Origin of the sequence: Nocardia sp. NPDC050712, assembly GCF_040654295.1 — a bacterium.
Lineage (GTDB): Bacteria > Actinomycetota > Actinomycetes > Mycobacteriales > Mycobacteriaceae > Nocardia.
The window spans coordinates 633640-656182 of record NZ_JBFAHT010000003.1 but is presented as its reverse complement, the minus strand read 5'-3'; the positions used below and the strand labels follow the sequence as shown (position 1 = coordinate 656182).

Genomic DNA, 22543 nt, shown 5'->3' with positions numbered 1-22543 from the left:
GACGCCTTCCATGGTCACGTTGCGCTACCTCCTCCAGGCGCTGAGCTCGCGGCGCAGGAGGCGCCGGCACGCACACCAATCTATCGTTTCGATCATGCGGACACCCGCTGGAGCCTCCCGCGCGCACTAGGCTCGAGTGCGTGACCGACCAGAAGCAAAGACCGGTCGCGCCGGCGCGCGCGAACACGGCCGACGCGGTGCATCCGCTGGTCCGGCAGTCGGCGGAGTGGGCCTGGCGGTTGCTGGTGATCACCGCGGCGCTGTGGGTGCTGTCGATGATCGTGCAACGGCTGGCGACGGTGGTGATTCCGCTGGCCATCGCGTTGCTCGCGGCCGGTTTGCTGGCGCCCCTGGTGGATTGGCTGCAGCGGCTGGGCGTGCCGCGCTCGCTGGGCGTGTTCGTCGCGCTGATCGGGTCGATCGGCGTGGTCGCCGGGATCATGACCTTCGTCGTCGAGCAGTTCGTCGCCGGCCTGCCGAAGCTGACGAACGAGTTCACCGAGAGCATCAAGAAGGTGCAGGACTGGCTGACCAACGGGCCGCCGCACCTGAGCAACGAGCAGATCCGCAACGTCGGCGACACCATCGTCAAGACGATCCAGTTTAATCAGGACAGTCTCACCAGCGGGGCGCTGACCACCGCGACGGTGATCGGGCACATTCTGACCGGCACCTTCCTGACGCTGTTCATCCTGATCTTCTTCCTCTACGGCGGCGATCAGATCTGGAATTTCGTCACCCGGATCGTGCCGCGCACGCACCGGGAGCGGGTCCGGGTCGCCGGGCAGCTCGGCTTCGGCACGCTGGTCGGTTTCGTGCGCGCCACCGTGGTGGTGGCCGGGGTGGACGCCATCGGCATCGGCGCGGGCCTGGCGATCCTCGGCGTGCCGCTGGCGCTGCCGCTGGCCTCGCTGGTGTTCATCAGCGCGTTCGTCCCGATCATCGGCGCGTTCCTGGCCGGGTTCGTCGCGGTGTTCATCGCCCTGATGACCAAGGGCCTGGTGACGGCGCTGATCGTGCTCGGCATCATCATCGCGGTGATGCAGCTGGAAGGCCATGTGCTGCAACCACTGCTGCTGGGCCGGGCGGTGAGCATCCACCCGCTGGCGGTGGTGCTGGCGATCACGGCCGGCGTGGTGCTCGGCGGTATCGCGGGTGGTCTGCTGGCCGTGCCGTTCGTGGCGGTGATGAACACGGCGATCCGCTCGCTGCTGGCGGGCAGCCCGGAGGAGGCGTTCCAAGATCTACGGCCGGACGCCAACCGGTTGTATTCGGCCGCGCCCGACCGGCCCGATCCGGACCGATTCGACGTGACCGCGACCCTGGCCCGGGAGGAAGAGCGGGCCGAGACCCCGCCGCGCTCGGGGGACACCGATGACGTGGAACGCGACCGCTGAGCAGACCGCCGGGGAGCTGAACCCGGCCGAGGCGGCGACCGCGCCGCTGTGGCGGGCCGTGCAGGCATTCCGGCTGGTGACGCTGATCTACGCGATCGGGCAGCAGGTCGCGTCCGTCCAGTACTACGACAATCAGCGGTTGAGCTGGGTGTTCATCGCGCTGATGGCGGTGTGGTCGGGCGCCTCGGCGTTCCTGCTGTCGCACTGGTGGGTGGCGACGGTCGCGCGGGTGCGGCTGTGGGTGGTGCTCGGCGACCACATCGTGGTCATCCTGCTGATCGCCTCGACCCGGCTGGTCGCCGACTACGACTGGTACCACGGTCATCAGACGCTGCCGACCACGCTGTGGGCCGCGAACGCGGTGATCTCGGCGGCGCTGCTGCGCGGGCCGGTGCTCGGCATCGCCTCCGGCATCCTGATCTCCATGGTGATCATCACCGTGCGCGACCAGTGGGGCCAGGACGTGTGGACCGACGCGACGCTGCCGGTGCTGGTCTCGGTCGGGCTGGCGCTCGGGCTGGCGGCCAATACCGCGAGCCGGGCGCAGGAGCAGTTGCAGCAGGCGGTGCGGCTGACCGCCGCCGCCGAGGAGCGCGAGCGGCTGGCCCGCGAGGTGCACGACGGCGTGCTCCAGGTGCTCAGCTACATCAAGCGGCGTGGCACCCAGATCGGCGGCGCCACCGAGGAATTGGCGCTGCGGGCCGGCGAGCAGGAGGTCGCGCTGCGGGTGCTCATCTCCGAGCAGGGCGCCCCGGTGGACCGGGGCGGGGCCGAGGTGGACCTGCGGTCGCTGTTGACCGTGCACGCCACGCCCACGGTGTTCGTTTCCACGCCCGGTGAGCCGGTGCCGGTGGGCCGCTGGGCGGCCGCCGAGATCGCCGCCGTGGTGGCCAACGCGCTGTCCAACGTCGAACTGCACGCCGGTCCGGGCGCGAAAGCCTATGTGCTGCTGGAGGACACCGGCGACGAGGTGATCGTCAGCGTGCGCGACGACGGGGTCGGCATCGCGCCGGGCCGGCTCGCCGAGGCGGAGGCCGAAGGGCGGATGGGCGTCTCCCGCTCCATGGTCGGGCGGATCGCCACCCTGGACGGCACCGCGGAACTACTGACCGCCGACGACGGCGCAGAATGGGAATTCCGGATCCCACGCAAGGAGAAGTCATGACCGACGGTGCGGCGATCACGGTGATGGTGGTGGACGACCATCCGATGTGGCGCGACGGCGTCTCGCGCGACCTGACCGAGGCCGGCTTCCACGTCGCGGCCACCGCCGACGGGGTCGGGTCCGCGACCCGGCGGGCGACGGCGGTGCAGCCCGCGGTCGTGCTGATGGACATGCAGCTGGCCGACGGCAACGGCGCGCAGGCCACCGCCGAGGTGCTGCGGGTGTCGCCGCAGAGCCGGGTGCTGGTGCTCTCGGCCTCGGCCGAACGCGACGACGTGCTCGACGCGATCAAGGCCGGAGCCTCGGGATACCTGGTCAAGAGCGCCTCGGCGACCGAGCTGATCGAGGCGGTGCGCGCGACCGCGGCCGGGCAGCCGGTGTTCACCCCGGGCCTGGCCGGGCTGGTGCTCGGCGAATATCGCCGGATGGCCACCACGCCCGCCGAACCCGACGAACCGCACCGGCCCGCGCTCACCGACCGGGAGACCGAGGTGCTGCGCATGGTGGCGAAGGGGCTCTCGGCCAAGCAGATCGCGTCCCGGCTCGGGCTCAGCCACCGGACCGTGGAGAACCACGTGCAGGCGACGCTGCGCAAACTCCAGCTGGCGAATCGGGTCGAGCTCACCCGGTACGCGATCGAGCAGGGGCTGGAGTAATCCGGGTTTACCCGGATGTCGAGCGCGCCCGCGCTCGCTACCCTCGATGACATGGGTGGCCCGGAAGTAGTCAATGGTGCGGGCGGCACGATCGGCGACCGCGAGTTGCGCGTCTCCGACGCCGAGCGCGAACACGTCGGTCAGTTGCTGCAACGGGCCGTCGGCCTGGGCATGCTCTCGCTCGGTGAGTTCACCGAGCGGATGGACACCGCGCTGGCCGCCAAGACCCGCGGCGAGCTCAACGCCGTCCTGATCGATCTGCCCGGCGTGCGGTTGATCGGTCAGCCCGCCGCGCCGCCGACCAGGTTCGTCAATGCCGCGCCGGGGTTTCCCAAGGCCGCCCACCATCCCGTGCAGAACTCCGGCTCGGTGATCCGCAGCCGCATGTCCGGGGTGACGCGTAAAGGCCCCTGGCAGGTGCCGCCCACCCTGCGCATGAACAACTGGTTCTCCGGCGTCACGCTCGATTTCACCGAGGCGATCATGTCCACCCAGGTCGTCGAGATCCACGTCGACGACTACTTCGGTTCACTGAACCTGGTCGTCCCCGCCGAGGCCACCGTCGACCTCAACGGCCTGGACCTCATCGGGTCCAGCATCAACAACAAGGTCCGCACCGGCCCGCCCTTCGGCCCCCTGCACCTCGTCATCCGCGGCCAGCTGCGCTTCGGCTCGGTCACCGCCAAGCACCCGTTCATCGCGCACTGGCGCAAACTGATGGGCCGCTAGACCGTCAGGTGTGCACGCCCAGGCGGCTGGCGAAGGCGCGCAGCGGCGTGCGGCGGTCGTGGTCGAGGAGTTCGGAAACGATGTGCCGGGGCAGGGATTGGTATTTGATCCAGTCCGGCCCGCCGACGCGTTCGGCATGCAGCAGGGCATCCAGGGCGCGCTGGTGGTGGCCCGTGCGGGTCCAGGCCACGGCGGTATCGGCGAGATGGCGCGCCCGGGAAGCCTGGGGCAGGCCGACGGTGTCCGGCATCTTGCCGGCCGCGGTCAGGGCTTCGGTGTAGCGCTCGGAGGAGACGTTCACGTCCACCGTCTGCATGACGACTTGGGAAGGGCCGAAATAGGTTTCGTAATCGCGGCGATCGGCGCCGAGACGCAGCGCCACCTCGCCCGCGGCATCGAGCAGGGTCATCGCCTCGCCGATGTTCTGGGCCCGCCCGGCCGCCGTCGCACCCTGGAGCACGAGCGAGCCGTAGGACGAGAGATGGGCCGAGGTGGCCTCGCCGGTGGGTTCGAGTTCGGCGGCGGCCCGCAGCGCGACCCGGCGCGACTCCTCGTAGCGGCCCTGCACCAGCAGCTGCCAGGCCACCGAACCGCGAATCGTGGCCAGCAGCAACGGATCCGCGCCGCGCTCGGCGGCGGTCAGGGCCTGCCGGATGGCCAGGAACGCGGGATCGGTCTGCCCGAGATGCACCAGCGTGCAGCCGGTGACCCAGTACATCCGCGCCAGCAGTTCGTTCGCGGGTTCGACGGCGCCGTTGCGCGCGGCGTGCACGGTGGCGCGGAGCTGGGTGAGGCCGGGCGGCAGCACAGTGGTGAGCAGTTCGTAGCGGCCCACCCAGTACGCGCCCCAGGCGTAATCGACCGCGCGAGCGGCCTCTTCGAGGCTGATGGCCCGGTCCTCGGGCGGCTCGCCGAGTAGATCGTCCACCGGCGTCAGGGCGCGGCGGATCGCCACGATGCCGGCGTCGGGATTGCCCGAGGGCACGCCGTGGCGTTTCCCGATCAGGTCGGCGATATCGACATCCAGTGCGCGCGCCAGCTTTTGCAGGCTGGCGATCGAGGCGGTCTGGCGGCCACCCTGCTCGAGTTTGCGCACCAGGTCGACACTGACTCCGGCCTGGTCGGCGAGCTGACGTTGCGTGAGCGCCTTGCCGCGGAAGCGCCGGATCCGCACGCCGATCGACGAATCGTCCATCTACCCAATTCCTTTGTTACATCCACATTTCAGAGTACGACGCTAGGCGGTTGCGACTTGGTGAAAGTGGGACATTGCGTACGACTTGTTCCCGGACTTTCGGAATACCGTTGTGTTTCTGCAACTTTGAGAAAGCAAAAGGCGGCGGCAATGACAACCATGCCGAACACCATTTCTCGCGCCGACCGCGCGATCGGTGCCCATCTCACGCGCGATACCCAGCGCTTATCCGCCAGACCCGCATTACCGGAAGGTTCCGGCGCCGGATTCGGGCAGGGGTGAGCGACATGTTCGAAAGCTGTCACTCTCCGCACGAGGTCGCGCATCTGCTGCGCCGCCGCTTCGGCCTGCCGGTCCAGCTGCTCGCGGGCCGTCCCATCATCACTACGGGCTCCATCCTCGGCGCCCTGGTCATGCCGCCGCACCTGGGCTGTGAAGTGCTCGGTGCGATGGATTCCGACCTGCGGGCACCCGTGGTCGCCGACCCCGGCAACCGCACCTGGACCTTTCTGGTCACCCCGCCCAGTCCCGTCAAAATGGTGGACATCGGCGTCCGCCAGCACTTGGCCGCCCACCAGGTCACCGTCGTCCCGAGCGGCCGCTTCATCCTCCTGCCCACCACCGACTCCCTGCTCGGCTGGCACTGGGCCGCCGAACCCGCCCCGGGGGTCCTGCGTTTACCACCCCGCTCGGCCGTCATCGAAGCCGTCCACCGAGTGATCGAGTTACACGCCCCGGCCCCCTGACCGGCGAACCCGTGCGGTCGGGTAGATATCGAGCCGCCGCCGGGGGTTTCTACTCATGTTTCGCGCGGGCCCGGGTCCGAGCATTGAAGCATGACTACAGCAATCGATCCGGCGCTGCTCACGCGGCTGTCGGGGGAGTTCACCACCCTGGGTACGCAGATGGGGGAACTCGGGCGAGATCTCGAGGCCCTGCGTACCCAGGTCGTGGCGGTCACCGCCGAGGCGGCCTCCCAGGCACAGTCCGGATCGGCTGCGCCGGGAGCCGCAACGCGTCCTCCAGCGACCGGACCTGATCCGGCCGCTTCAGGAGAGCGCACGCAGGCTGCCCAGCCGGGGGAGCGCGCAGCAGCGCACCAACCGACGGCGCATCCGGCAACGGACCCCGGTGCGCAGACGCCGGAAGCTGTCGCGCAGGCGGGGATTCCACTTTCGGCGCCGCAGCCCGGCGCGACGCACCTGGCAGGTCGCTCGACGGAGTCGCAAGTGCCATCAGCCGGGTATCCGCAGTCGCCCGCTGGGCAGCACTGGGCGCACCAGGCCGGCGGTTTTCGCGGTGCGGAAACCCCTGCGGTGCCCTATGGGTCGCCGCGTCAGCAGAATCCTGCGCCGTACGGGTGGGGTGCTCCCCAGCCCGGGATGCGGGGGCCGGTGCCGCCGCAGATGCCGCCCGGGATGCGGCCGCCGGTTCGTAAACCGTCCGGGACGCCGTGGTGGCAGCGCGAGGGTGTGATCAGTCGCCTGTTGGCGGTGGCCGGGGTCGGCGTCACGCTGGTCGGTGTTGTGATGCTGTTGGTGCTGGCCGCTCAGGCCGGAGTATTCGGGCCGGTGCCGAGAGTTCTCGCGGGAGCGGTTTTCTCGGGGGTTTTGGTGGTCGCCGGTATGCGGGTGTTCGGGCGGGCCGGTGGACGGGTCGGTGGAATCGCGTTGGCGGCCACCGGTTTTGCCGGGGCGTATCTCGATGTGATCGCGGCGACCTCGATTTACGAGTGGCTGCCCCGAGTCGGGGGTTTGGCTTTGGCGCTTGCGATTGCCGCGGGCGGGGTCGCGTTGGCGATGCGGTGGAACGCGCAGGCGCTGGCGGTGCTGGTGGTGACGGGGGCGGCGTTGCTCGCGCCCGTGGTGACCTCGGAACTGGTGCTGCTCGGTTTCCTCATCGTGCTGCAATTGACCTGTGCGCCTGTGCAATTGGTTCGGGACTGGCCCTTGCTGCACGTGGTGCGGACACTACCTGCCGTGCTGGCGACACTGCTCTACATCGCGATCGCCGCCTTCGATTCCGCGCAGCGTGACCGCGTGCACTGGGTGCTGGCCGCCGCGGTCGTGGTGGCGTCGATCGGCCTGGTGAGCACGCTGCTCGTGGTGCGTAAACGCCCGCGCGATCTCGTCGCCACGCTGGCGTTCGCGGTGTCGACGATTCCGCTGCTGGCCGTGGCGGGCCTGTTCGACCGCGCGCCGAGCATGATCATCGCGGGTGCCGCCGCCGTGGTCCTGACCGCCGTCGCCGTCGCGGCGATGCTGCCGAAACTCCGTACGGTGAGCAGAATTCCGGCGCACACCGGCGTCGCCGCCGCGGTCACCGGGGCGTTCGCCCTGCTCGAAGTCTGTGTTCAGGCGACCCGGGTGCAGACCGCGCCGATCGCCCTGTTCCTGGTGGCCCTCGGCTATCTGGGTGTGGCAGGCGGGCAACGCAATCGCGTCGCCGCGGCTATCGGCGGTGTCTTCGGGCTGCTCGGCGCGCTCACCTTCGTCGCCCGGGTCGACCCGGAAACGCTGGCGACGCAACGGCTCGCGGAGCAGTACCTGGACCTGCCGACCCTGCTGGCCGCACTGCTCGCCGTGGCGGTGCTCGCGGTCGCGGTGTGGGGCCTGCGCCGCACCCCGGCCCTGACCAAGGACGAGACCGGCCAGTCGATGCTGTGGATCTTCGCGAGTGCCGGTGCCCTCTACGCGGTTACGGCCGCCGCGGTCTCCCTCGGTGTCGCCACCGGCGCGACCGACGGCTTCCTCATCGGCCACAGCGCCGCCACCATTCTCTGGATGGGCGCGGCCACCGCCGCCCTGCTGTACGGGCTGCGCAACCTGGCCGGCTCGGCCGCGGTCGCGAAGGTCGCCTTGGGCTCGGGTCTGCTCGTCACCGCCGCCGCACTGGCCAAGCTCTTCCTGTTCGATCTGGCCACTCTCGACGGACTCGTCCGGGTCGCGGCCTTCCTGATCGTCGGCGTCCTGCTCTTGCTGGCGGGCACCCGCTACGCCCGCGCCTTCGCCGAGGCGGGCGATCGGGACACCGAATCCCGCTGAGCGGCAAAGCGAAGGGCCCGTCCACTGGACGGGCCCTTCGGCTTACTCCTGGTCGCGGCGGCGCAACAGTTCGTTGACGCTGACCGTGCGGCTGTCGCCGCCGGCGTGCCGCCCGGGCGGTTCGGTCCCGGCGATCCGGCGGCGGGAGGAACGCAGCTCGGCCATCCAGTTCTCGATGGTGCTCCGACTGTCGTCACCCGCAGGCGCCTCAGCCTCGGGTTCCGGGGCGGCGTGGTGCGTAGGACGGTCGTCCTCCACACCCGGGGTGAACGGTTCTGTGTTGATCGGCTCCGGTTCCGGGGCCGGCGGCACCGAACGCGACACCTCGGGAGACGGCACCGGCGGGGCGACCCGCGGACGCGTCGGATCCGGTGCGGCGGGCATCGGCGTGGGCGGAGCAGGTTCCGGCGGCGCGAGCCGCGAGGATCCCGGCCGCGCCGATTCGGTAGGTCGTGCCGAGTCTGTGGGCCGCGCCGATTCAGTAGGCCATGCCGAGCCCGTCGGCCTGGCTGATTCCGTAGCCCGTGCCGAGTCCGTAGGCCGCGCGGAGTCTGTGGCCCGCACCGAGTCTGTCGGCCTGGCCGATTCCGCAGGCCCTGCCGAATCCGTGGCCCGCGCCGAGTCTGTCGACCGGGCAGATTCAGCCGGCTGCACCGACTCGGCAGACTGCTTCGACTTCGGCGGCAGAATCCGCGGATTGCGCGGCGGCGTCGCCGGGGAAACCGCCGGGCTGCCCGGAGAGACCGCCGGGCTTGCCGGGGGAGTCGCCGGACTCACCGGCGGCACCTTGTCCAACCGCTGCGTGGGCGCTTCCGCCTCGATCTCCGCGACGGTTCGCGGCCGCCGGGGGGAACGCGGCGGGCGCGTGCCGTCCTCGACGATCGGGATCACCATCGTGACCGGGTCGGTGACGGGGGTGGTCTTCACCAGGTCGACGAGCTGACCACCGCCGGGCCGCTCGTCATCGAGGATGGGCTCGCCGAGCCCGATCTTCTGCTGTACCCGCTTCATCCACTTCGGCGCCCACCAGCAGTCGTCGCCGAGCAGCTTCATGGTGGCGGGCACGAGCAGCATGCGCAGGATGGTGGCGTCGATGAGCAGCGCGGCGACCATGCCGTAGGCCAGGTACTTCATCATCACCAGGTCGGAGAACGCGAACGCGCCGACGACCACGAGCAGGATGAGCGCGGCGGCGGTGATGATGCGGCCGGTCTGCGCGGTGCCGATCCGCACCGCCTCGGTGGTGGAGGCGCCCTGTGCGCGCGCTTCCACCATGCGGGAGAGCAGGAAGACCTCGTAGTCGACCGACAAGCCGTAGACCACCGCGATGATCAGCACCAGGATCGGTGACATGATCGGCTGCGGCGTGAAGTTCAGCAGTCCGGCGCCGTGACCGTCGATGAAGACCCAGGTCAGGATGCCGAGGGTGGAGCCGAGCCCGAGCGCGCTCATCAGCGCGGCCTTGATCGGCAGCACCAGTGATCCGAAGGTCAGGAACATCAGCAGCATGGTGACCGCCAGCACCAGCGCGATCATCATCGGCATGCGGTTGATCAGCGCGTCGATACTGTCTTTGGTGGTCGCGGGCGTGCCGCCGACGTACATCTCCACGTCGTCGGGCACGGACAGATCCCGCAGATAGTCGATGGTCGCGTCCGCGTTCTGCGAGTCCGCCAGCGTCGCGGTGGTTCGGTAGACGTTCGTGTCCTGCTGCGAGCGCGACGGCACCTCGAACGGGCCGGCCAGGCCGGGTGCCGCGTTCGCTTCCTTCCACACCTTGCCGACATTGCTGCTGTTCGGTGAGACGAACACGAGCATGATCGGGTCGGTCTTGCGCAGCGGGAAGATCTCGTCGAAGTGCTGCTGGGCGAGCCGGGTCGAATTGTCCGGCGGCAGATAGCGTTCGTTGATACCGCCGAACGCCAGGTTCTTCACCGGGATGATGAGCAGCAGCAGGATGATGGTGATCGGCACCGCGATCTTGAGCGGATGCTGCATCACCCAGCGGGTGGACCGGCCCCAGAATCCGCTCTCCACCTCTTCGGCGGTCTTGGACTTGCGGAAGAACTTGAGCCCGAGCCAGTCGACGCGCTTGCCCAGGATGGCGAGCATCGCGGGCAGGATGGTGATCGAGGTCAGCGCGGCCAGCGTCACCGTCGCGATGGCGCCGTAGGCGATCGACTTCAGGAAGCCCTGCGGGAACAGCAGCAGCCCCGCGAGACTGGCCACGATCATGGTCGCGGAGAAGACGACGGTGCGGCCCGCGGTCATGACCGTGCGCCGCACGGCGGCCTTGGTGTCGTAGCCCTCGGCGAGTTCCTCACGGAACCGGCTGACGATGAACAGGCCGTAGTCGATTGCCAGACCCAGGCCGATCATCGAGACGATATTGCCGACGAAGCTGTTCACCAGGGTGAACTTCGTCAGGAACATCACGATGCCGTTGGCGCCGATGATCGTCAGACCGCCGACGATCAGCGGCAACGCAGCCGCGACGACGCCGCCGAAGATGAAGAACAGCAGCAGCGCGACCGCAGGGAAGGCGATGACCTCCATGCGCTTGGAGTCGTGCGCGATGGTGTCGTTCAACGTGCCCGCGACCGGCTGCAGACCGGCGACCTGCGTCTCGACGCCCGGAATCCCGAAGACGTTCTTCACGTCCCGGAAATTGCGCAGCATGACGGTGTCGTTGTCGCCGCGGATCGCGATGGAGGCGAAGGTGTGCTTCTTGTCCTTGGACCCGAACAGCGACGGCTGTGCCGCGCCGGTCTTGGTCTGCCAGTAGGCGCCGTTGATCTTCGCGATCTGGTTCGGGTACTGCTCGGGGAGCCGGTTCAGGCTCTCCAGCACCTGCGCCTTGAACTGCGGATCATCGATCGTCTTGCCCTCGGGCGCGGAGTAGAGCACCAGCACGTCGCTGTTGTGGTCACGTCCGTAGGAGCCGTCGGCGATGATCGCTGCCTGCGTGGACTGGGACGTCGGATCGTCCCAACCGCTGGAGCTGAGATGGTCGTTGACGCCGAGGCCGTAATAGCCCAGCGCGAGTAGAGCGGCCGCGATCACGCCGATGACGGCGAAGCGCAGCCGATGGACCAGATCGCCCCAGCGTGTGAACACTAAGCGACTCCTTGGGCGGGGCGAGAGGTGAGCAGTGCAGACAGCGGCCGGAACGGCTGCAGCCAAGCACCCTCGTCGGGCAGCGAGTCGAGGCTGACCCGGGGCAGTGGTTCACGGAACACACCCGGGATGTCCTCGAGATCGATGAACTCGAGGGTATCCGATGTGACAGCCCAACTCGCGTGCTCGCGGAAGCCTAATACTTGTACGGGGATCCCGTGCGCGGCAAGTTTTTCCAGCGGCTCGCGGAAGGCCTGGCCATCGGCCGAGGCGACCATGATGCCGGCCAGGCCGGCGCCCCGGCTGCGGAGTTCGATGTGGGCCAGCATGTCGGCGTCGACATCGGAATCCTCGTCGACCTTGGGCTTGGCGAAGACCGCGTAGCCGACGTTGCGCAGGGCCTCCACCCACGGCCGCACCACATCGGCGGTGCCGGGCGCGATATTGGTGAAGACGGTGGCTTCGGGCTCGACCCGGGCACGGCTGCCGACGGAGAGCTCGGCGGTGCGCGCGAGCAGCCAGCGGCCGAGGGCGTCGAAGCGCGGGCGGTAGGCGGCGGTCGGTCTGCCGCCGAGGATGGCGCCGAGGCCCATATCGAGATTCGGCGCGTCCCAGACAAGCAGTACCCGGCGGACGTCCGGCGTCGAGACACTCAGACTTTCGGGGCCCTGCACCTCCCCGGCAACATCGGCGACCTCGGCGGCCATCTCACTGGCGATCATCATTCGATCTTGCCCCATATGAACTCGGTGATGGCGCTTCCGGCGCGATGCGCCTTGCCTTCGAATTTGGTGACGGGGCGGTCGAACCCGATCGGCGCGGTGTCGCGATGCTCGGCGCTGACGCCGCCGGTGGTCTCGTTCAGGCCGATGAACTGGGATTCTCCGGCGCCGACCGCGGCGATCCACTCGGCGTAGTCGGCATGGTCGGTAGCGACGTGCAACACACCGCCGGGCCGCAGGCGGCTGGCGATCAGGGCAAGGGTCGCGGGCTGCAGCAGCCGGCGCTTGTGGTGGCGGGCCTTGGGCCACGGGTCCGGGAAGAACACGCGGACGCCGGTAAGCGAATTTTCCGCAATCATGTTCTCCAGGACGTCGACGGCGTCGCCGCGCAGCAGGCGGATGTTGCTGATGTCGTCGCGTTCGACGCGCTGTACCAGTTGCGCCAGGCCCGGGGTGTAGACCTCGATGCCGATCAGGTTCAGGTGCGGCTCGGCCTGCGCCATCTCGGCGGTCGCGGTGCCGGTGCCACAGCCGATCTCGACGACCAGCGGCGCGGAACGCCCGAACCAGGCGTCGGCGTCCAGCTGCTCGTCACCGACCGGACGGCCGATGACCGGCCAGGTACGGTCCCAGGACTCCTGCTGGTTCGGGGTCAGCGCACCCCGCCGGGAGCGGAAGCTGGTGACCCGGGGGTACAGCCGGGACCCGGTCAGGGATCGGCGTCCGGCATCGAGCGGGACAGCGGACGGCCCCGGAACCGACTCATCAGTGTGGTTGGCGGCGTCGTTCACGCGTCCATTGTGCCTGCCTGCTCGCCTCCCCGAATATTCAGGCCGGACTCAAGCGGCCCGCTCGCTGCGTAGCTGTGGAGCCGGTGCGGTTTCCGGGCGCAGCGGCTGACCGAGCACCACGCGTGCGGTCGTCGAGGCCATCTCCAGCAGCCCGCGCAGACCGGCGGGCGAGGCGATCACCGACCAGACGGTGGCATCGGCGTTGGCGGTCGCGGGATGACCGGCGAGCCGATCGGCCAGCCAGGCCAGGCTGATCGGGGCGCCGAGCACCAGCATCGAGAAGTGCTCGCTGAGCCGATCGCGCACGTAGGTGACGTTCGCGCCGCCCGCGCGGTAGCGCGCCACCTGCCCGTCCACCCCGTCCATGTGGATGACCTGGTCGTGCACCGGCTGCACCACCAGCAGCGGACAGTCCGGGGTGGAGTTGCCCAGGCGCAGGTCGTCGAACATGGCCTGGAACTCCGGGGTGTCGAGCATCTGCTCCAGCGGCTCGCCGGTGAGGAAGTCGCCGAGCTTCTGATTGGCCAGCCCGACGATCGAGCCGACCGGCGTGGAGTTCTGCGCGTGCGCGACGAACTTCTGCCCGTCGGCGGTGAGGCCCTCGCGGACCACCGCGCCGAGCACCGGGTAGAGCCGGTGCAACGCGGCGATGACGACCGCGGGCAGCCCGGCGTAGGCGGTTCCGTTGAGTCGCAGGAAGACCTGGCCCGGATCGCCGACGGGTGCGCCGAGCACCGCGCCGACGAGATTGAGTTCGGGGGCGTAGGTGGGCGCCATCTCGACCAGCCAGGAGCTGGCCATGCCGCCGCCGGAGTACCCCCAGGCCGCGATCTGGGTGCGGGGATGCAGGCCGAGCGGCGCGAAACTCAGTGCGGCGCGGACACCGTCGAGCGCGCGGTACCCGGGTTCGCGGGGCGCGCCGAAATTCCCGTGCGGCCCTTCGTGATCGGCGATGGAGACCGCCCAGCCCCGGCGCAGCGCGTTGGCCACGAGCAGCCATTCGAACTGGGTGACCGCGCCGATCGCCCGCGCGCCGCGGCGCAAAGCATAAGAGGGGGAGCACTTCTCGGTGACCGCGTCCATCGCGGTCTGGAAGGCGAGCAGCGGGCGGTCCTCGGCCGGGTCCGCGCCCTCGGGCAGCAGCACCGTGGTGATCGCGACCTCGGGGGTGCCGTGCAGATCGGCGCTGCGATACAGCAGCTGCCAGGCCGAAACCTGCTGCGGCACCAGGCCGAACAGCGCCAGCTCGATCTTGCGGCTGCGCAGCACGGTGCCGGCCGGGCGGTTCGCGAAGCCCTTGGGCGGGCGGTGGAACGGGTCCGCGCTGGGCAGCGGGGTGGACCGGTTGGAGAGCAACTGGGCCGAATCCGCGAGGATCTGGGCGGAATTCAGCAGGATCTGCACGGAGTTGCGCAGCACCTGGGCGGCGCTGCCGCGCACGGGACCGCTCGCGGCCGGCATCGCGTCGATCCGGCCCTGGCGCATGCGCTTCGGTGCGGTGTCGGTAATGGCGTCGCTGCTCATCACAACCCTCCCCGCCCGCCCCGGTGGGCGGACTTCTCTATTTATCGGTCCAGCCTCGATGTCTGTTCCGCAGATCGGCAGGAATTGTGCATATCGTTCGAAAACGACTGGTACGCACCGTTACTCATGCTGTTCCTCTTTGGAGGGTAAGGGGCGTGCGGGGTGTCTGTGAACCCTGGTTATAGGACTGGCGGGCGGCACTAGACTGCGTCCATGAACTCACCGACGGTGTTCATCACCGGTGCGGCCGCGGGTATCGGCCGGGCCACGGCCCTGCTTTTCGCTGCGCAGGGCTATCGGGTCGGCGCCTACGACATCGACGAGGTCGGGCTCACGCGGCTGGCCGCGGAGGTCACCGAGGCCGGTGGCACGGTGCAGACCGGCGTCCTGGATGTGACGAACGCCACGCAGTGGTCCGAACGCCTGGCCGAATTCCACGCCGCGACGGGCCGGCTCGACGTCCTGATCAACAACGCGGGCATCCTGCGCTCGGGCGCCTTCGAGGACATCGAGATCGCCGCGCACCGCGCCATCATCGAGGTCAACGTCGTCGGCGTCCTGACGGGCACGCACACCGCCTTCCCCTACCTGCGCGACACCCCGGGCGCCCAGGTCGTGAACCTGTGCTCGGCCTCGGCCATCTACGGCCAGGCCGAACTGTCCAGTTACGGCGCCTCCAAGTCCGCGGTCAAGAGCCTGACCGAGGCCCTGGATCTGGAGTGGGAACGCCACGACATCCGGGTCATCGCGATCTGGCCGATGTTCGTCGCCACCGCCATGGTCGATGGCGTGCACACCGGCACCACGCAATCCCTCGGCGTGCACCTCACCGCCGCGGACGTGGCCACCGGCATCTGGTCCGCCGTCGGCAAGCGCCCCCGGCTGCCCAAGGTGCACTACGAGATCGGCGTGCAGGCCAAACTGCTGGCCGCCGCCGGCAAGTACTCGCCGGGATGGGCCACCCGAACGGTCAACAAATACCTGGCCAAACGCTGAGCGAAGGATGCGGTCGGCGCGTGCGCCGGCGCTGCGTCTGACAGAATTGCGCAGCGAGAAGGGGGTATAGAGCCTTGCCGACAGCGACCGAATTCACTGGCCAGCCGCGGGAGCGCGGAGTGCCGACACGGGAACAGGATCAGCTGGATCAGCTGCTCGTCCAGTTACAAGCGTCCGGGGCGGATCCCCAGATCGGATATCACGCCGGCGTCGCGGCGAATTCCTGGCGCCGCCCGCCGCGCATCCAGGTCACGGGGCGGGCGCACAGTGGCCGCACCACCGTGCTGCACGCGCTGGCGCTGATGTCCGCGGCGGAGACCGGCCCGGTGGACGAGCCGGGGCAGCCGGATCCGGAGATCGACGCCGATCTGGTCGTCTACGTGCTCTCCGGCTCGCCGCTGCCGGCCGATCGCCGGATCCTGGACGCACTGCCGCCCGAGCGCACCGTGGTGGTGCTGAACAAGGCCGACGCCATCGGCACCCGCTGGGCCGACGCCGTGTTCGCCGCCGACCAGTACAGCCGCGAGCTCGGCATCGTGGTGCTGCCGGTGGTCGCCTCGCTGGCCGTGCGCACCCGGGCCGGGGCGGTGTCCGACCCGGAGCTGGACACGCTGCGCCGGCTCGCCGAATCCGGTGACCCGTCGCTGACGCTGTCCTCGGACCTGTTCACCTCGCCCTCGCTCGGCCCGGATGTGGCCGAGCGCGAACAACTCCTGGAGCGCTGGGACTTCTACGGCATCACCTGCGCGCTGGGCGCGCTGCGCCGCGATCCCGGCCTGAACGGCCACCAGGTCCTGCAACTGCTGCACGCGGTCAGCGGTGTCGATCCGCTGCATCGGCTGCTGCACCGCCGCTACGAGCAGGTCACCGCGCTGCGTGGCGGCGAGATGCTCGACGAACTCGCGCGGCTGGCGGCGCGCGCCGTGCCGGGCGTGCACGGCCGGGCCCGGGACTTGATCGAGGGCTATCTGGACAGCGACGACGCGATGTGGACCGCACTGTGCGCGGGCGTGGCCCATCCGTCGGTCGCTCATCTCGCCGCCGGATACTCCTCACCCGCGCCCGCCGACGCCGACGACGCGCTGCACCGGGCCGCCCGCTGGCGCGCGGTGGTCTCCAGCGACATGTCCCCGGCGGCCCGGCGTGCCGCCCTGCGCGTGCACAACGGGTACGTCCGGCTATGGGAGCGAATGAGCAGTGCCGGACTCTGAGCGGCGGGCGACGCGGCCCGCCGCCGCTGCACCGAGCTTGCCGCCCGAGGTCGAGAAGGTGGTGGCGCGCTGGAATCCGCAGGGCGCCGCGCTGCTGGCGGCGATGCGGGCCGGCGGGGGCGCGGCGACCGTGTCCCTGATCGGTCCGGACGACGCCAACACCACGCTGCTGCGCACCGAGCTGGCGCGCTTCGAGCCGCACATCGATCTCAGCGACCCCATGCCGGACCGGGGCGCGGCGGTGGAGCAGACCTCGCCGGTGGGCTCGGTCCCGCACACGATCGCCCTGGTCCTGCTCGACGCGGGCAACACCCTGGGCACCGGCACCCTGGATCTGCTCCGCCGCCTGCGGGCCGAGGACATCCGGATCCTGCTCGCCATGAACGCCATTCACGCCTACGGCGACTGGCGCTCGGTGCACCGGCACAATCAGGAACTGCTCACCGCGCACGGCTACGACGACCTCGAGATCCTGCCGGTCTCGGCGAAACTCGCCGCCGCCGCCCGCGTCACCGACGACGCCAGCCTGCTCGACCGCTCCGGTCTCACCGCGCTGCACGCCGCACTGACCTCCGCCGCCACCGGCACCCCGGGCGACGGCCGGTTCGCCGCCGTCACCGCCCGCGTGCTCACCGACACCCGCCGCCGCATCATCGGCCAGGTCGAGAAGCTGCGCTCCGCCACCGAGGTGGACCGCTGGCGCGAGGAACGCGCGACCCTGCTCGCCGGGCGCGACGGCGGGCGCGCCTCGGTGATGGCGGCGCTGCGCGGCCAGCTGCACCTGGCCCGGGTCGATCTGATGACCGAGGTCGGCTCGCAGGTCCGGTCGCTGCACGTGACCGCCCGCGCCGAATTGGACCGGCTGCGCCCGAAGGCGCTCGGCGACTATCCGGAGCATTTGCAGCATTCCGTCACCGAGCTGACCGGGGCCGTGGACCAGAAGATCGATCGCCGCCTGGCCGTGCTGGTGGACCGGCTCGACGGCGCCACCGGCCTGCCGCAATTGCGCCACGATCCGGCCCCGCGCGTCGGCCCGGAACCCGAACCGCGGCATCGGGGTGTCGAAGATCACTTGATGGTCGCGCTCGGCGCCTCGGCCGGCGTCGGTTTGGGCCGCCTGCTGGTGGCTCCGCTGGCCCTGGTTCCGGCCTTGGATTTCGCCAGTATTCCGGTAACTCTGCTGCTCGGCGCCCTGGTCGCGTGGTGGGTCGTGCGGGCGCGCCGTCAGGTTGCCGACCGGGCGCATGTGCGGCAGTGGGTCGCCGACGCGCTGGTCAACGTCAAAGCTCAACTCGAACAGCGGGTTGCCACGGGGCTGGTGGAGTCGGAGACCGAACTGGCCGCGCAGGTGGTGCGCGCCAGTGCCGCCCGGATCCTCGAAACCGACCGTCGGGTGGCGGAATTGGAGTCCCGGATCCGCCGCGCGGGGTCGGAGCAGCCGGGGCAACTCGCCGCGTGCAAACGCGACGTCGACACGCTGGATCAGCAGCTTCGCCCTGTTGATCCGGACTGAGAGTGGGTAATAGAAGAGCACCCGATTCCGTACTGGTCGTCATACCGCGTTAACCTCTAAGCAGGAACCTGGGCGTCCGCTTCGTCCTTGTACGCCGCTCAGCCGGGGCGCGCTTATCGACTGGTCGTAGCGGGAGCCTTCACCGCCAATGGTGGCGCTTGGTGAGTTCGCGCTGGTCAAGTGGCCTATCGTAGTGACTGCTTGCAGGTCGCTCGAAATGGTCGGCCAGGCGGGCGTCAGCACCTCGAGCCGCCCGTCTCAGGAGAGTTTTCATGACCTCAGCGACCATTCCTGGTCTGTCCGACGGCAACGCGCCCACCGCGCACCGCGAACTGCTCGCCTGGGTACAGGAAGTCGCAGAGCTCACCCAGCCGGAGCGGGTGGTCTGGGCGGACGGTTCCGACGCGGAGTGGGATCGACTAACAGCTCAGCTCGTCGAAGCGGGCACCTTCAAGAAGCTCGACGAGAAGAAGAAGCCGAACTCGTTCCTGGCGCTCTCGGACCCCTCCGATGTGGCGCGTGTCGAATCCCGCACCTACATCTGTTCCAAGACCGAAGCCGACGCCGGCCCGACCAACAACTGGGTCGATCCCGCCGAGATGCGCGCCACCATGACCGAGCTGTACCGCGGCTCGATGAAGGGCCGCACCATGTACGTGGTGCCGTTCTGCATGGGCCCGCTCGGTGCCGACGATCCGAAGCTGGGCGTCGAGCTGACCGACTCCGAGTACGTCGTGGTCTCGATGCGCGTGATGACTCGCATGGGCGCCGAGGCGCTGGCCAAGCTCGGCACCGATCGCCCGTTCGTGAAGGCGCTGCATTCGGTCGGCGCGCCGTTAGCCGAGGGCCAGGCCGACGTGCCCTGGCCCTGCAACGACACCAAGTACATCACCCACTTCCCCGAGGACCGCGAGATCTGGTCCTACGGCTCCGGCTACGGCGGCAACGCGCTGCTCGGCAAGAAGTGCTACTCGCTGCGGATCGCCTCGGCGATGGCGCACGACGAGGGCTGGCTGGCCGAGCACATGCTCATCCTCAAGCTGATCTCCCCGGAGAACAAGGCCTACTACATCGCCGCGGCGTTCCCGTCGGCCTGCGGTAAGACCAACCTGGCGATGCTGCAGCCGACGGTTCCCGGCTGGCGCGCGGAGACCCTGGGCGACGACATCGCCTGGATGCGGTTCGGCGCGGACGGCCAGCTGTACGCGGTCAACCCGGAGTTCGGCTTCTTCGGTGTCGCGCCCGGCACCAACCACTCCTCCAACCCGAACGCGATGGCCACCATCGACGCGGGCAACACCGTCTACACCAATGTCGCGCTGACCGACAACGGCGACGTCTGGTGGGAGGGCCTGGAGGGCGAGCCCGATCACCTGATCGACTGGAAGGGCAACGACTGGTACCTGCGGGAGACCGAGACGCTGGCCGCGCACCCGAACTCGCGCTACTGCACCCCGATGTCGCAGTGCCCGACGCTGGCGCCGGAGTGGGACGACCCGCAGGGCGTGCCGATCTCCGCGATCCTGTTCGGTGGCCGCCGCAAGACCACCATCCCGCTGGTGACCGAGTCCTTCGACTGGCAGCACGGCGTGTTCATGGGCGCCACCATGTCCTCGGAGCAGACCGCCGCGGCCGAGGGCAAGGTCGGCACCGTGCGCCGCGACCCGATGGCCATGCTGCCGTTCCTCGGCTACCACGTCGGCGATTACATGAACCACTGGATCTCGCTCGGCAAGAACGCGGACGCGGACAAGCTGCCGAAGATCTTCTACGTCAACTGGTTCCGGCGCGGCGCCGACGGCCGCTTCCTGTGGCCCGGATTCGGCGAGAACTCCCGCGTGCTGGAGTGGATCGTCGGTCGTATCGACGGTTCGGCCGAGGGTGAGGCCACGGCCATCGGCACCGTGCCGCACGCCACCAACCTCGACCTGGAGGGCCTGGATGTCGATCCGGCCGATGTCGACGAGGCGCTCGCGGTGAACGTCGAGGAGTGGCGCAAGGAAATCCCGATGATCGAGGAGTGGTTCGAGTTCGTCGGCGACAAGCTGCCCTCCGGTGTGCGCGACGAGTTCGAGGCGCTGAAGCAGCGCCTGGGCTGATCCCCGCCGCTTGAAACGCCGACCGCCCGCACCGTTTCCGAACGGTGCGGGCGGTTCTTATTGGCGGCCAACGGGTTCTACCGGCGTTTTCGGGCCGGTGACCGTGCGGCCGGACCACTGCCCAGGGTTTGCTAGAGGGTGTCTTATGCTTGCGCCGACCAGCCGATGACGGCTGACCAGTCCGGATGCTGAAAATTAGCTATCCGCTCTGAACTGCTTCCAGTCGAGAGGTGGTTTGCGCATGACCGATCTCGAATTCGGCGGGCCCAGGATCCCGATGGTCACGGGCCTGGAACTCGTCCGCGCGAGCACCCCGCTGCGGCGCGCCGCGGGACGGCTGGAGGCCGTGCTACCGCCCGGCTGGCGCGTCGAGGTCGTCGGCGCGCACATTCCGGACGGTCAGCCCGCCTTGCGTGTGGTGATGCCGGACTAGCCGGTCCAGCCGAGCGGCATCAGCAGCGACTTCTGCTCGCAGAACGCGTCGATGCCCTCCGGGCCGTTCTCCCGGCCCAGGCCGGAGTTCTTGTAGCCGCCGAACGGTGCGCCCGGATCGAAGGCGTACCAGTTGATCGCGTAGGTACCGGTGCGCACCTTGGCCGCGATCTCGGCGCCGTGCTCGATATCGGTGGTCCACACCGAGCCGGCCAGGCCGTACTCCGAATCGTTGGCGATCGCGATGGCCTCTTCCTCGGTCTCGTACGGAATCACCGCCAGCACCGGTCCGAAGATCTCCTCCTGTGCGATGGTGGACTTGTTGTCCACGTCGACGAAGATCGTCGGCTCGACGAACCAGCCGCGGTCCACGCCCTCGGGACGGCCGCCGCCGAGCACCAGGCGCGCACCCTCGGCCTTGCCCTTGGCGATGTAGCCCTCGACGCGGTCGCGCTGGGCCTCGGAGATCAGCGGGCCCAGTTGCACGCTGGGGTCGGTGGGGTCACCGGCCTTCATCGTCTTCACGTGGGCGACCAGCGCGTCGATGATCTCGTCGTAGCGGCTGCGCGGGGCCAGAATGCGGGTCTGCGCGACGCAGCCCTGGCCGGAGTTCATCAGGCCGGAGAAGGCCAGCTGCGGGATGGCGGCCGCGAGATCCGCGTCCTCCAGGATGATGGCTGCGGACTTGCCGCCGAGCTCGAGCGACACCGTCTTGAGTTGCCCGGTGGCGATAGCTCCGATTTTGCGGCCGACCGCGGTGCTGCCGGTGAAGGTCACCTTGTCCACGTCCGGGTGCGAGACCAGGTACTCGGCCACCTCCGCCTCGGCGGGCAGGACCGACAGGACGCCCTCGGGCAGGCCGGCGTCGGTGAAGATGTCGGCCACCATGTTGGCGGTGATCGGCGTCAGCGGCGCGGGCTTGAGCACCACGGTGCAGCCGGCCAGCAGGGCGGGGGCGAGCTTGTTGACGGCGAGGAAGAGCGGGACGTTCCAGGCGGTGACCGCCGCGACGACGCCGCGCGGCTCGCGGGTGACCCGGGTGGTGCCGAACATGCCGGTGCGAGTCTCGTTCCAGGGGAACGACTTCGCCAGTCCGGCGTAGGTGTCCAGGGCGGCGGTCGCGGGAATCTGGTTGAGCATCATGGCGAACATCTGCGGTGCGCCCATCTCGGCGCTGAGCGCGGCCACCAGTTCGGCGGAGCGCTCCTCGATCAGGCGCGCGGCGCGGGTGAGCACCTGGGCGCGTTCCTCCGGTGGGGTTTGCGGCCAGGGCCCGGAGTCGAAGGCCTGCCGGGCGGCGGCGACCGCGGCGTCGACGTCGGCGCGTTCGACGACCGGGACGCTGCCCACCGGTTCCACCGTGACCGGGGAGATGACCTGGAGGCGCTCGGAACTGGCTGGCGCGGTCCATTTGCCGCCGATGAACAAGCTGTCGTAATGCATGGGAACACGTTACAGTTTTGCTGCCCGCTTGTCTGTAACATGTTTCAGTTTTCTTCCGTGCCGCCGCGTTGAACTGCACGAATTCCAACCTGTCGGTTCGCTTCTCGGAGAACGCACTATTGCGTTCTGTTGCTGAAGCGAGGATGCTGATAGCTACTGATCAGCTCGCTCGATTCTCGGAACCAATGCAGGGGAGACGGGTCATGGCGGTGCAAGTTGTCGGACGTTCGGTAATGACCAGCGACCAAACCGAACATCAGGCCAGAAGCGTAGGCAGCGGGGGCTGGGTGGTGTCATTCCTGCCCGGGCGCACGTTAACAATCGAACAGGCCACGGCCGCAATGCAAGCCGCGGAGGCGATCGCCTATCTCAAGCTGCTGGCTGATCAGGTCGGGCTCACCACGCTGGAGACGGTGGGCCTCGCGATCCAGGAATCGCCCTGGAGCGAGATGATTCCCGGCAACACCTGCGCCAGACGCAGCTGGCGCCGGGGCTGGCTGGAGAAATAG

The 22543-nt window shown here is 69.3% G+C and carries 18 protein-coding genes; 12 read left to right on the top strand and 6 right to left on the bottom strand.

What is annotated here, in order from left to right:
* Window positions 1–140: 140 nt before the first annotated feature.
* From AB0H76_RS23455 to AB0H76_RS23440, 4 genes are all read left to right on the top strand, one after another.
* Complete coding sequence (locus AB0H76_RS23455; protein WP_357327679.1) at window positions 141–1397, top strand: AI-2E family transporter; 1257 nt, start codon at window positions 141–143, stop codon at window positions 1395–1397.
* Window positions 1375–2562, top strand: coding sequence for a DUF5931 domain-containing protein (locus AB0H76_RS23450; RefSeq protein WP_357327677.1), 1188 nt, complete (start codon window positions 1375–1377; stop codon window positions 2560–2562). The genes AB0H76_RS23455 and AB0H76_RS23450 overlap by 23 nt, the downstream gene beginning before the upstream one ends.
* A complete protein-coding gene (locus tag AB0H76_RS23445) occupies window positions 2559–3218 on the top strand; it encodes a response regulator transcription factor (protein ID WP_357327674.1) in 660 nt (219 codons plus the stop codon). Before AB0H76_RS23450 ends, AB0H76_RS23445 begins: the two co-directional genes overlap by 4 nt.
* 90 nt (window positions 3219–3308) lie before the next feature.
* Complete coding sequence (locus tag AB0H76_RS23440; protein WP_357329836.1) at window positions 3309–3947, top strand: DUF1707 domain-containing protein; 639 nt, start codon at window positions 3309–3311, stop codon at window positions 3945–3947.
* A gap of 4 nt (window positions 3948–3951) precedes the next feature.
* Here AB0H76_RS23440 and AB0H76_RS23435 read toward each other — a convergent pair whose 3' ends face one another.
* Window positions 3952–5142, bottom strand: coding sequence for a helix-turn-helix transcriptional regulator (locus AB0H76_RS23435; protein ID WP_357327671.1), 1191 nt, complete (start codon window positions 5140–5142; stop codon window positions 3952–3954).
* A 287-nt stretch (window positions 5143–5429) separates the two neighbouring features.
* Between AB0H76_RS23435 and AB0H76_RS23430 the strand changes: the two genes are divergently transcribed.
* Both AB0H76_RS23430 and AB0H76_RS23425 read left to right on the top strand, forming a co-directional pair.
* Window positions 5430–5888 carry a hypothetical protein gene (locus tag AB0H76_RS23430; protein WP_357327668.1) on the top strand — a complete coding sequence of 153 codons (459 nt, stop codon included), beginning with the start codon at window positions 5430–5432 and terminating at the stop codon, window positions 5886–5888.
* Window positions 5889–5978: 90 nt separating this feature from the next.
* Window positions 5979–8186: a DUF2339 domain-containing protein gene (locus AB0H76_RS23425; protein ID WP_357327665.1), complete on the top strand. Its 2208-nt coding sequence runs from the start codon at window positions 5979–5981 to the stop codon at window positions 8184–8186.
* A 42-nt stretch (window positions 8187–8228) separates the two neighbouring features.
* Here AB0H76_RS23425 and AB0H76_RS23420 read toward each other — a convergent pair whose 3' ends face one another.
* From AB0H76_RS23420 to AB0H76_RS23405, 4 genes are all read right to left on the bottom strand, one after another.
* Window positions 8229–11303 carry an MMPL family transporter gene (locus AB0H76_RS23420; protein ID WP_357327662.1) on the bottom strand — a complete coding sequence of 1025 codons (3075 nt, stop codon included), beginning with the start codon at window positions 11301–11303 and terminating at the stop codon, window positions 8229–8231.
* Window positions 11303–12025: an NYN domain-containing protein gene (locus tag AB0H76_RS23415; protein WP_357327659.1), complete on the bottom strand. Its 723-nt coding sequence runs from the start codon at window positions 12023–12025 to the stop codon at window positions 11303–11305. The genes AB0H76_RS23420 and AB0H76_RS23415 overlap by 1 nt, the downstream gene beginning before the upstream one ends.
* Window positions 12025–12738 carry a tRNA (guanosine(46)-N7)-methyltransferase TrmB gene (gene trmB, locus AB0H76_RS23410; RefSeq protein WP_357329834.1) on the bottom strand — a complete coding sequence of 238 codons (714 nt, stop codon included), beginning with the start codon at window positions 12736–12738 and terminating at the stop codon, window positions 12025–12027. The genes AB0H76_RS23415 and trmB overlap by 1 nt, the downstream gene beginning before the upstream one ends.
* 126 nt (window positions 12739–12864) lie before the next feature.
* Window positions 12865–14340: a lipase family protein gene (locus AB0H76_RS23405; RefSeq protein WP_357327654.1), complete on the bottom strand. Its 1476-nt coding sequence runs from the start codon at window positions 14338–14340 to the stop codon at window positions 12865–12867.
* Between the two features lie 213 nt (window positions 14341–14553).
* Here AB0H76_RS23405 and AB0H76_RS23400 point away from each other — a divergent pair, with 213 nt between their 5' ends.
* From AB0H76_RS23400 to AB0H76_RS23380, 5 genes are all read left to right on the top strand, one after another.
* Complete coding sequence (locus AB0H76_RS23400) at window positions 14554–15336, top strand: SDR family oxidoreductase (RefSeq protein WP_357327651.1); 783 nt, start codon at window positions 14554–14556, stop codon at window positions 15334–15336.
* A 119-nt stretch (window positions 15337–15455) separates the two neighbouring features.
* Entirely contained in the window at window positions 15456–16547 is a 1092-nt protein-coding gene (locus tag AB0H76_RS23395; RefSeq protein WP_357327648.1) for a hypothetical protein, read from the top strand.
* Window positions 16534–18060, top strand: a complete 1527-nt coding sequence (locus AB0H76_RS23390) for a hypothetical protein (RefSeq protein ID WP_357327646.1) — start codon at window positions 16534–16536, stop codon at window positions 18058–18060. Before AB0H76_RS23395 ends, AB0H76_RS23390 begins: the two co-directional genes overlap by 14 nt.
* A 272-nt stretch (window positions 18061–18332) precedes the next feature.
* Window positions 18333–20159, top strand: a complete 1827-nt coding sequence (locus AB0H76_RS23385) for a phosphoenolpyruvate carboxykinase (GTP) (protein ID WP_357327643.1) — start codon at window positions 18333–18335, stop codon at window positions 20157–20159.
* Between the two features lie 241 nt (window positions 20160–20400).
* Entirely contained in the window at window positions 20401–20592 is a 192-nt protein-coding gene (locus AB0H76_RS23380; protein ID WP_357327641.1) for a hypothetical protein, read from the top strand.
* Here AB0H76_RS23380 and AB0H76_RS23375 read toward each other — a convergent pair.
* A complete protein-coding gene (locus AB0H76_RS23375) occupies window positions 20589–22034 on the bottom strand; it encodes an aldehyde dehydrogenase (protein ID WP_357327638.1) in 1446 nt (481 codons plus the stop codon). The genes AB0H76_RS23380 and AB0H76_RS23375 overlap by 4 nt on opposite strands.
* Window positions 22035–22237: 203 nt before the next feature.
* Between AB0H76_RS23375 and AB0H76_RS23370 the strand changes: the two genes are divergently transcribed.
* A complete protein-coding gene (locus tag AB0H76_RS23370; protein ID WP_357327635.1) occupies window positions 22238–22543 on the top strand; it encodes a hypothetical protein in 306 nt (101 codons plus the stop codon).

Coding starts and splice junctions, on each gene's coding strand:
- AB0H76_RS23450 (WP_357327677.1), top strand. CDS start 1,375: ATGACGTGGAACGCGACCGCTGAGCAGACCGCCGGGGAGCTGAACCCG.
- AB0H76_RS23445 (WP_357327674.1), top strand. CDS start 2,559: ATGACCGACGGTGCGGCGATCACGGTGATGGTGGTGGACGACCATCCG.
- AB0H76_RS23435 (WP_357327671.1), bottom strand. CDS start 5,142: ATGGACGATTCGTCGATCGGCGTGCGGATCCGGCGCTTCCGCGGCAAG.
- AB0H76_RS23430 (WP_357327668.1), top strand. CDS start 5,430: ATGTTCGAAAGCTGTCACTCTCCGCACGAGGTCGCGCATCTGCTGCGC.
- AB0H76_RS23425 (WP_357327665.1), top strand. CDS start 5,979: ATGACTACAGCAATCGATCCGGCGCTGCTCACGCGGCTGTCGGGGGAG.
- AB0H76_RS23415 (WP_357327659.1), bottom strand. CDS start 12,025: ATGATCGCCAGTGAGATGGCCGCCGAGGTCGCCGATGTTGCCGGGGAG.
- AB0H76_RS23405 (WP_357327654.1), bottom strand. CDS start 14,340: ATGAGCAGCGACGCCATTACCGACACCGCACCGAAGCGCATGCGCCAG.
- AB0H76_RS23400 (WP_357327651.1), top strand. CDS start 14,554: ATGAACTCACCGACGGTGTTCATCACCGGTGCGGCCGCGGGTATCGGC.
- AB0H76_RS23385 (WP_357327643.1), top strand. CDS start 18,333: ATGACCTCAGCGACCATTCCTGGTCTGTCCGACGGCAACGCGCCCACC.
- AB0H76_RS23380 (WP_357327641.1), top strand. CDS start 20,401: ATGACCGATCTCGAATTCGGCGGGCCCAGGATCCCGATGGTCACGGGC.
- AB0H76_RS23375 (WP_357327638.1), bottom strand. CDS start 22,034: ATGCATTACGACAGCTTGTTCATCGGCGGCAAATGGACCGCGCCAGCC.
- AB0H76_RS23370 (WP_357327635.1), top strand. CDS start 22,238: ATGGCGGTGCAAGTTGTCGGACGTTCGGTAATGACCAGCGACCAAACC.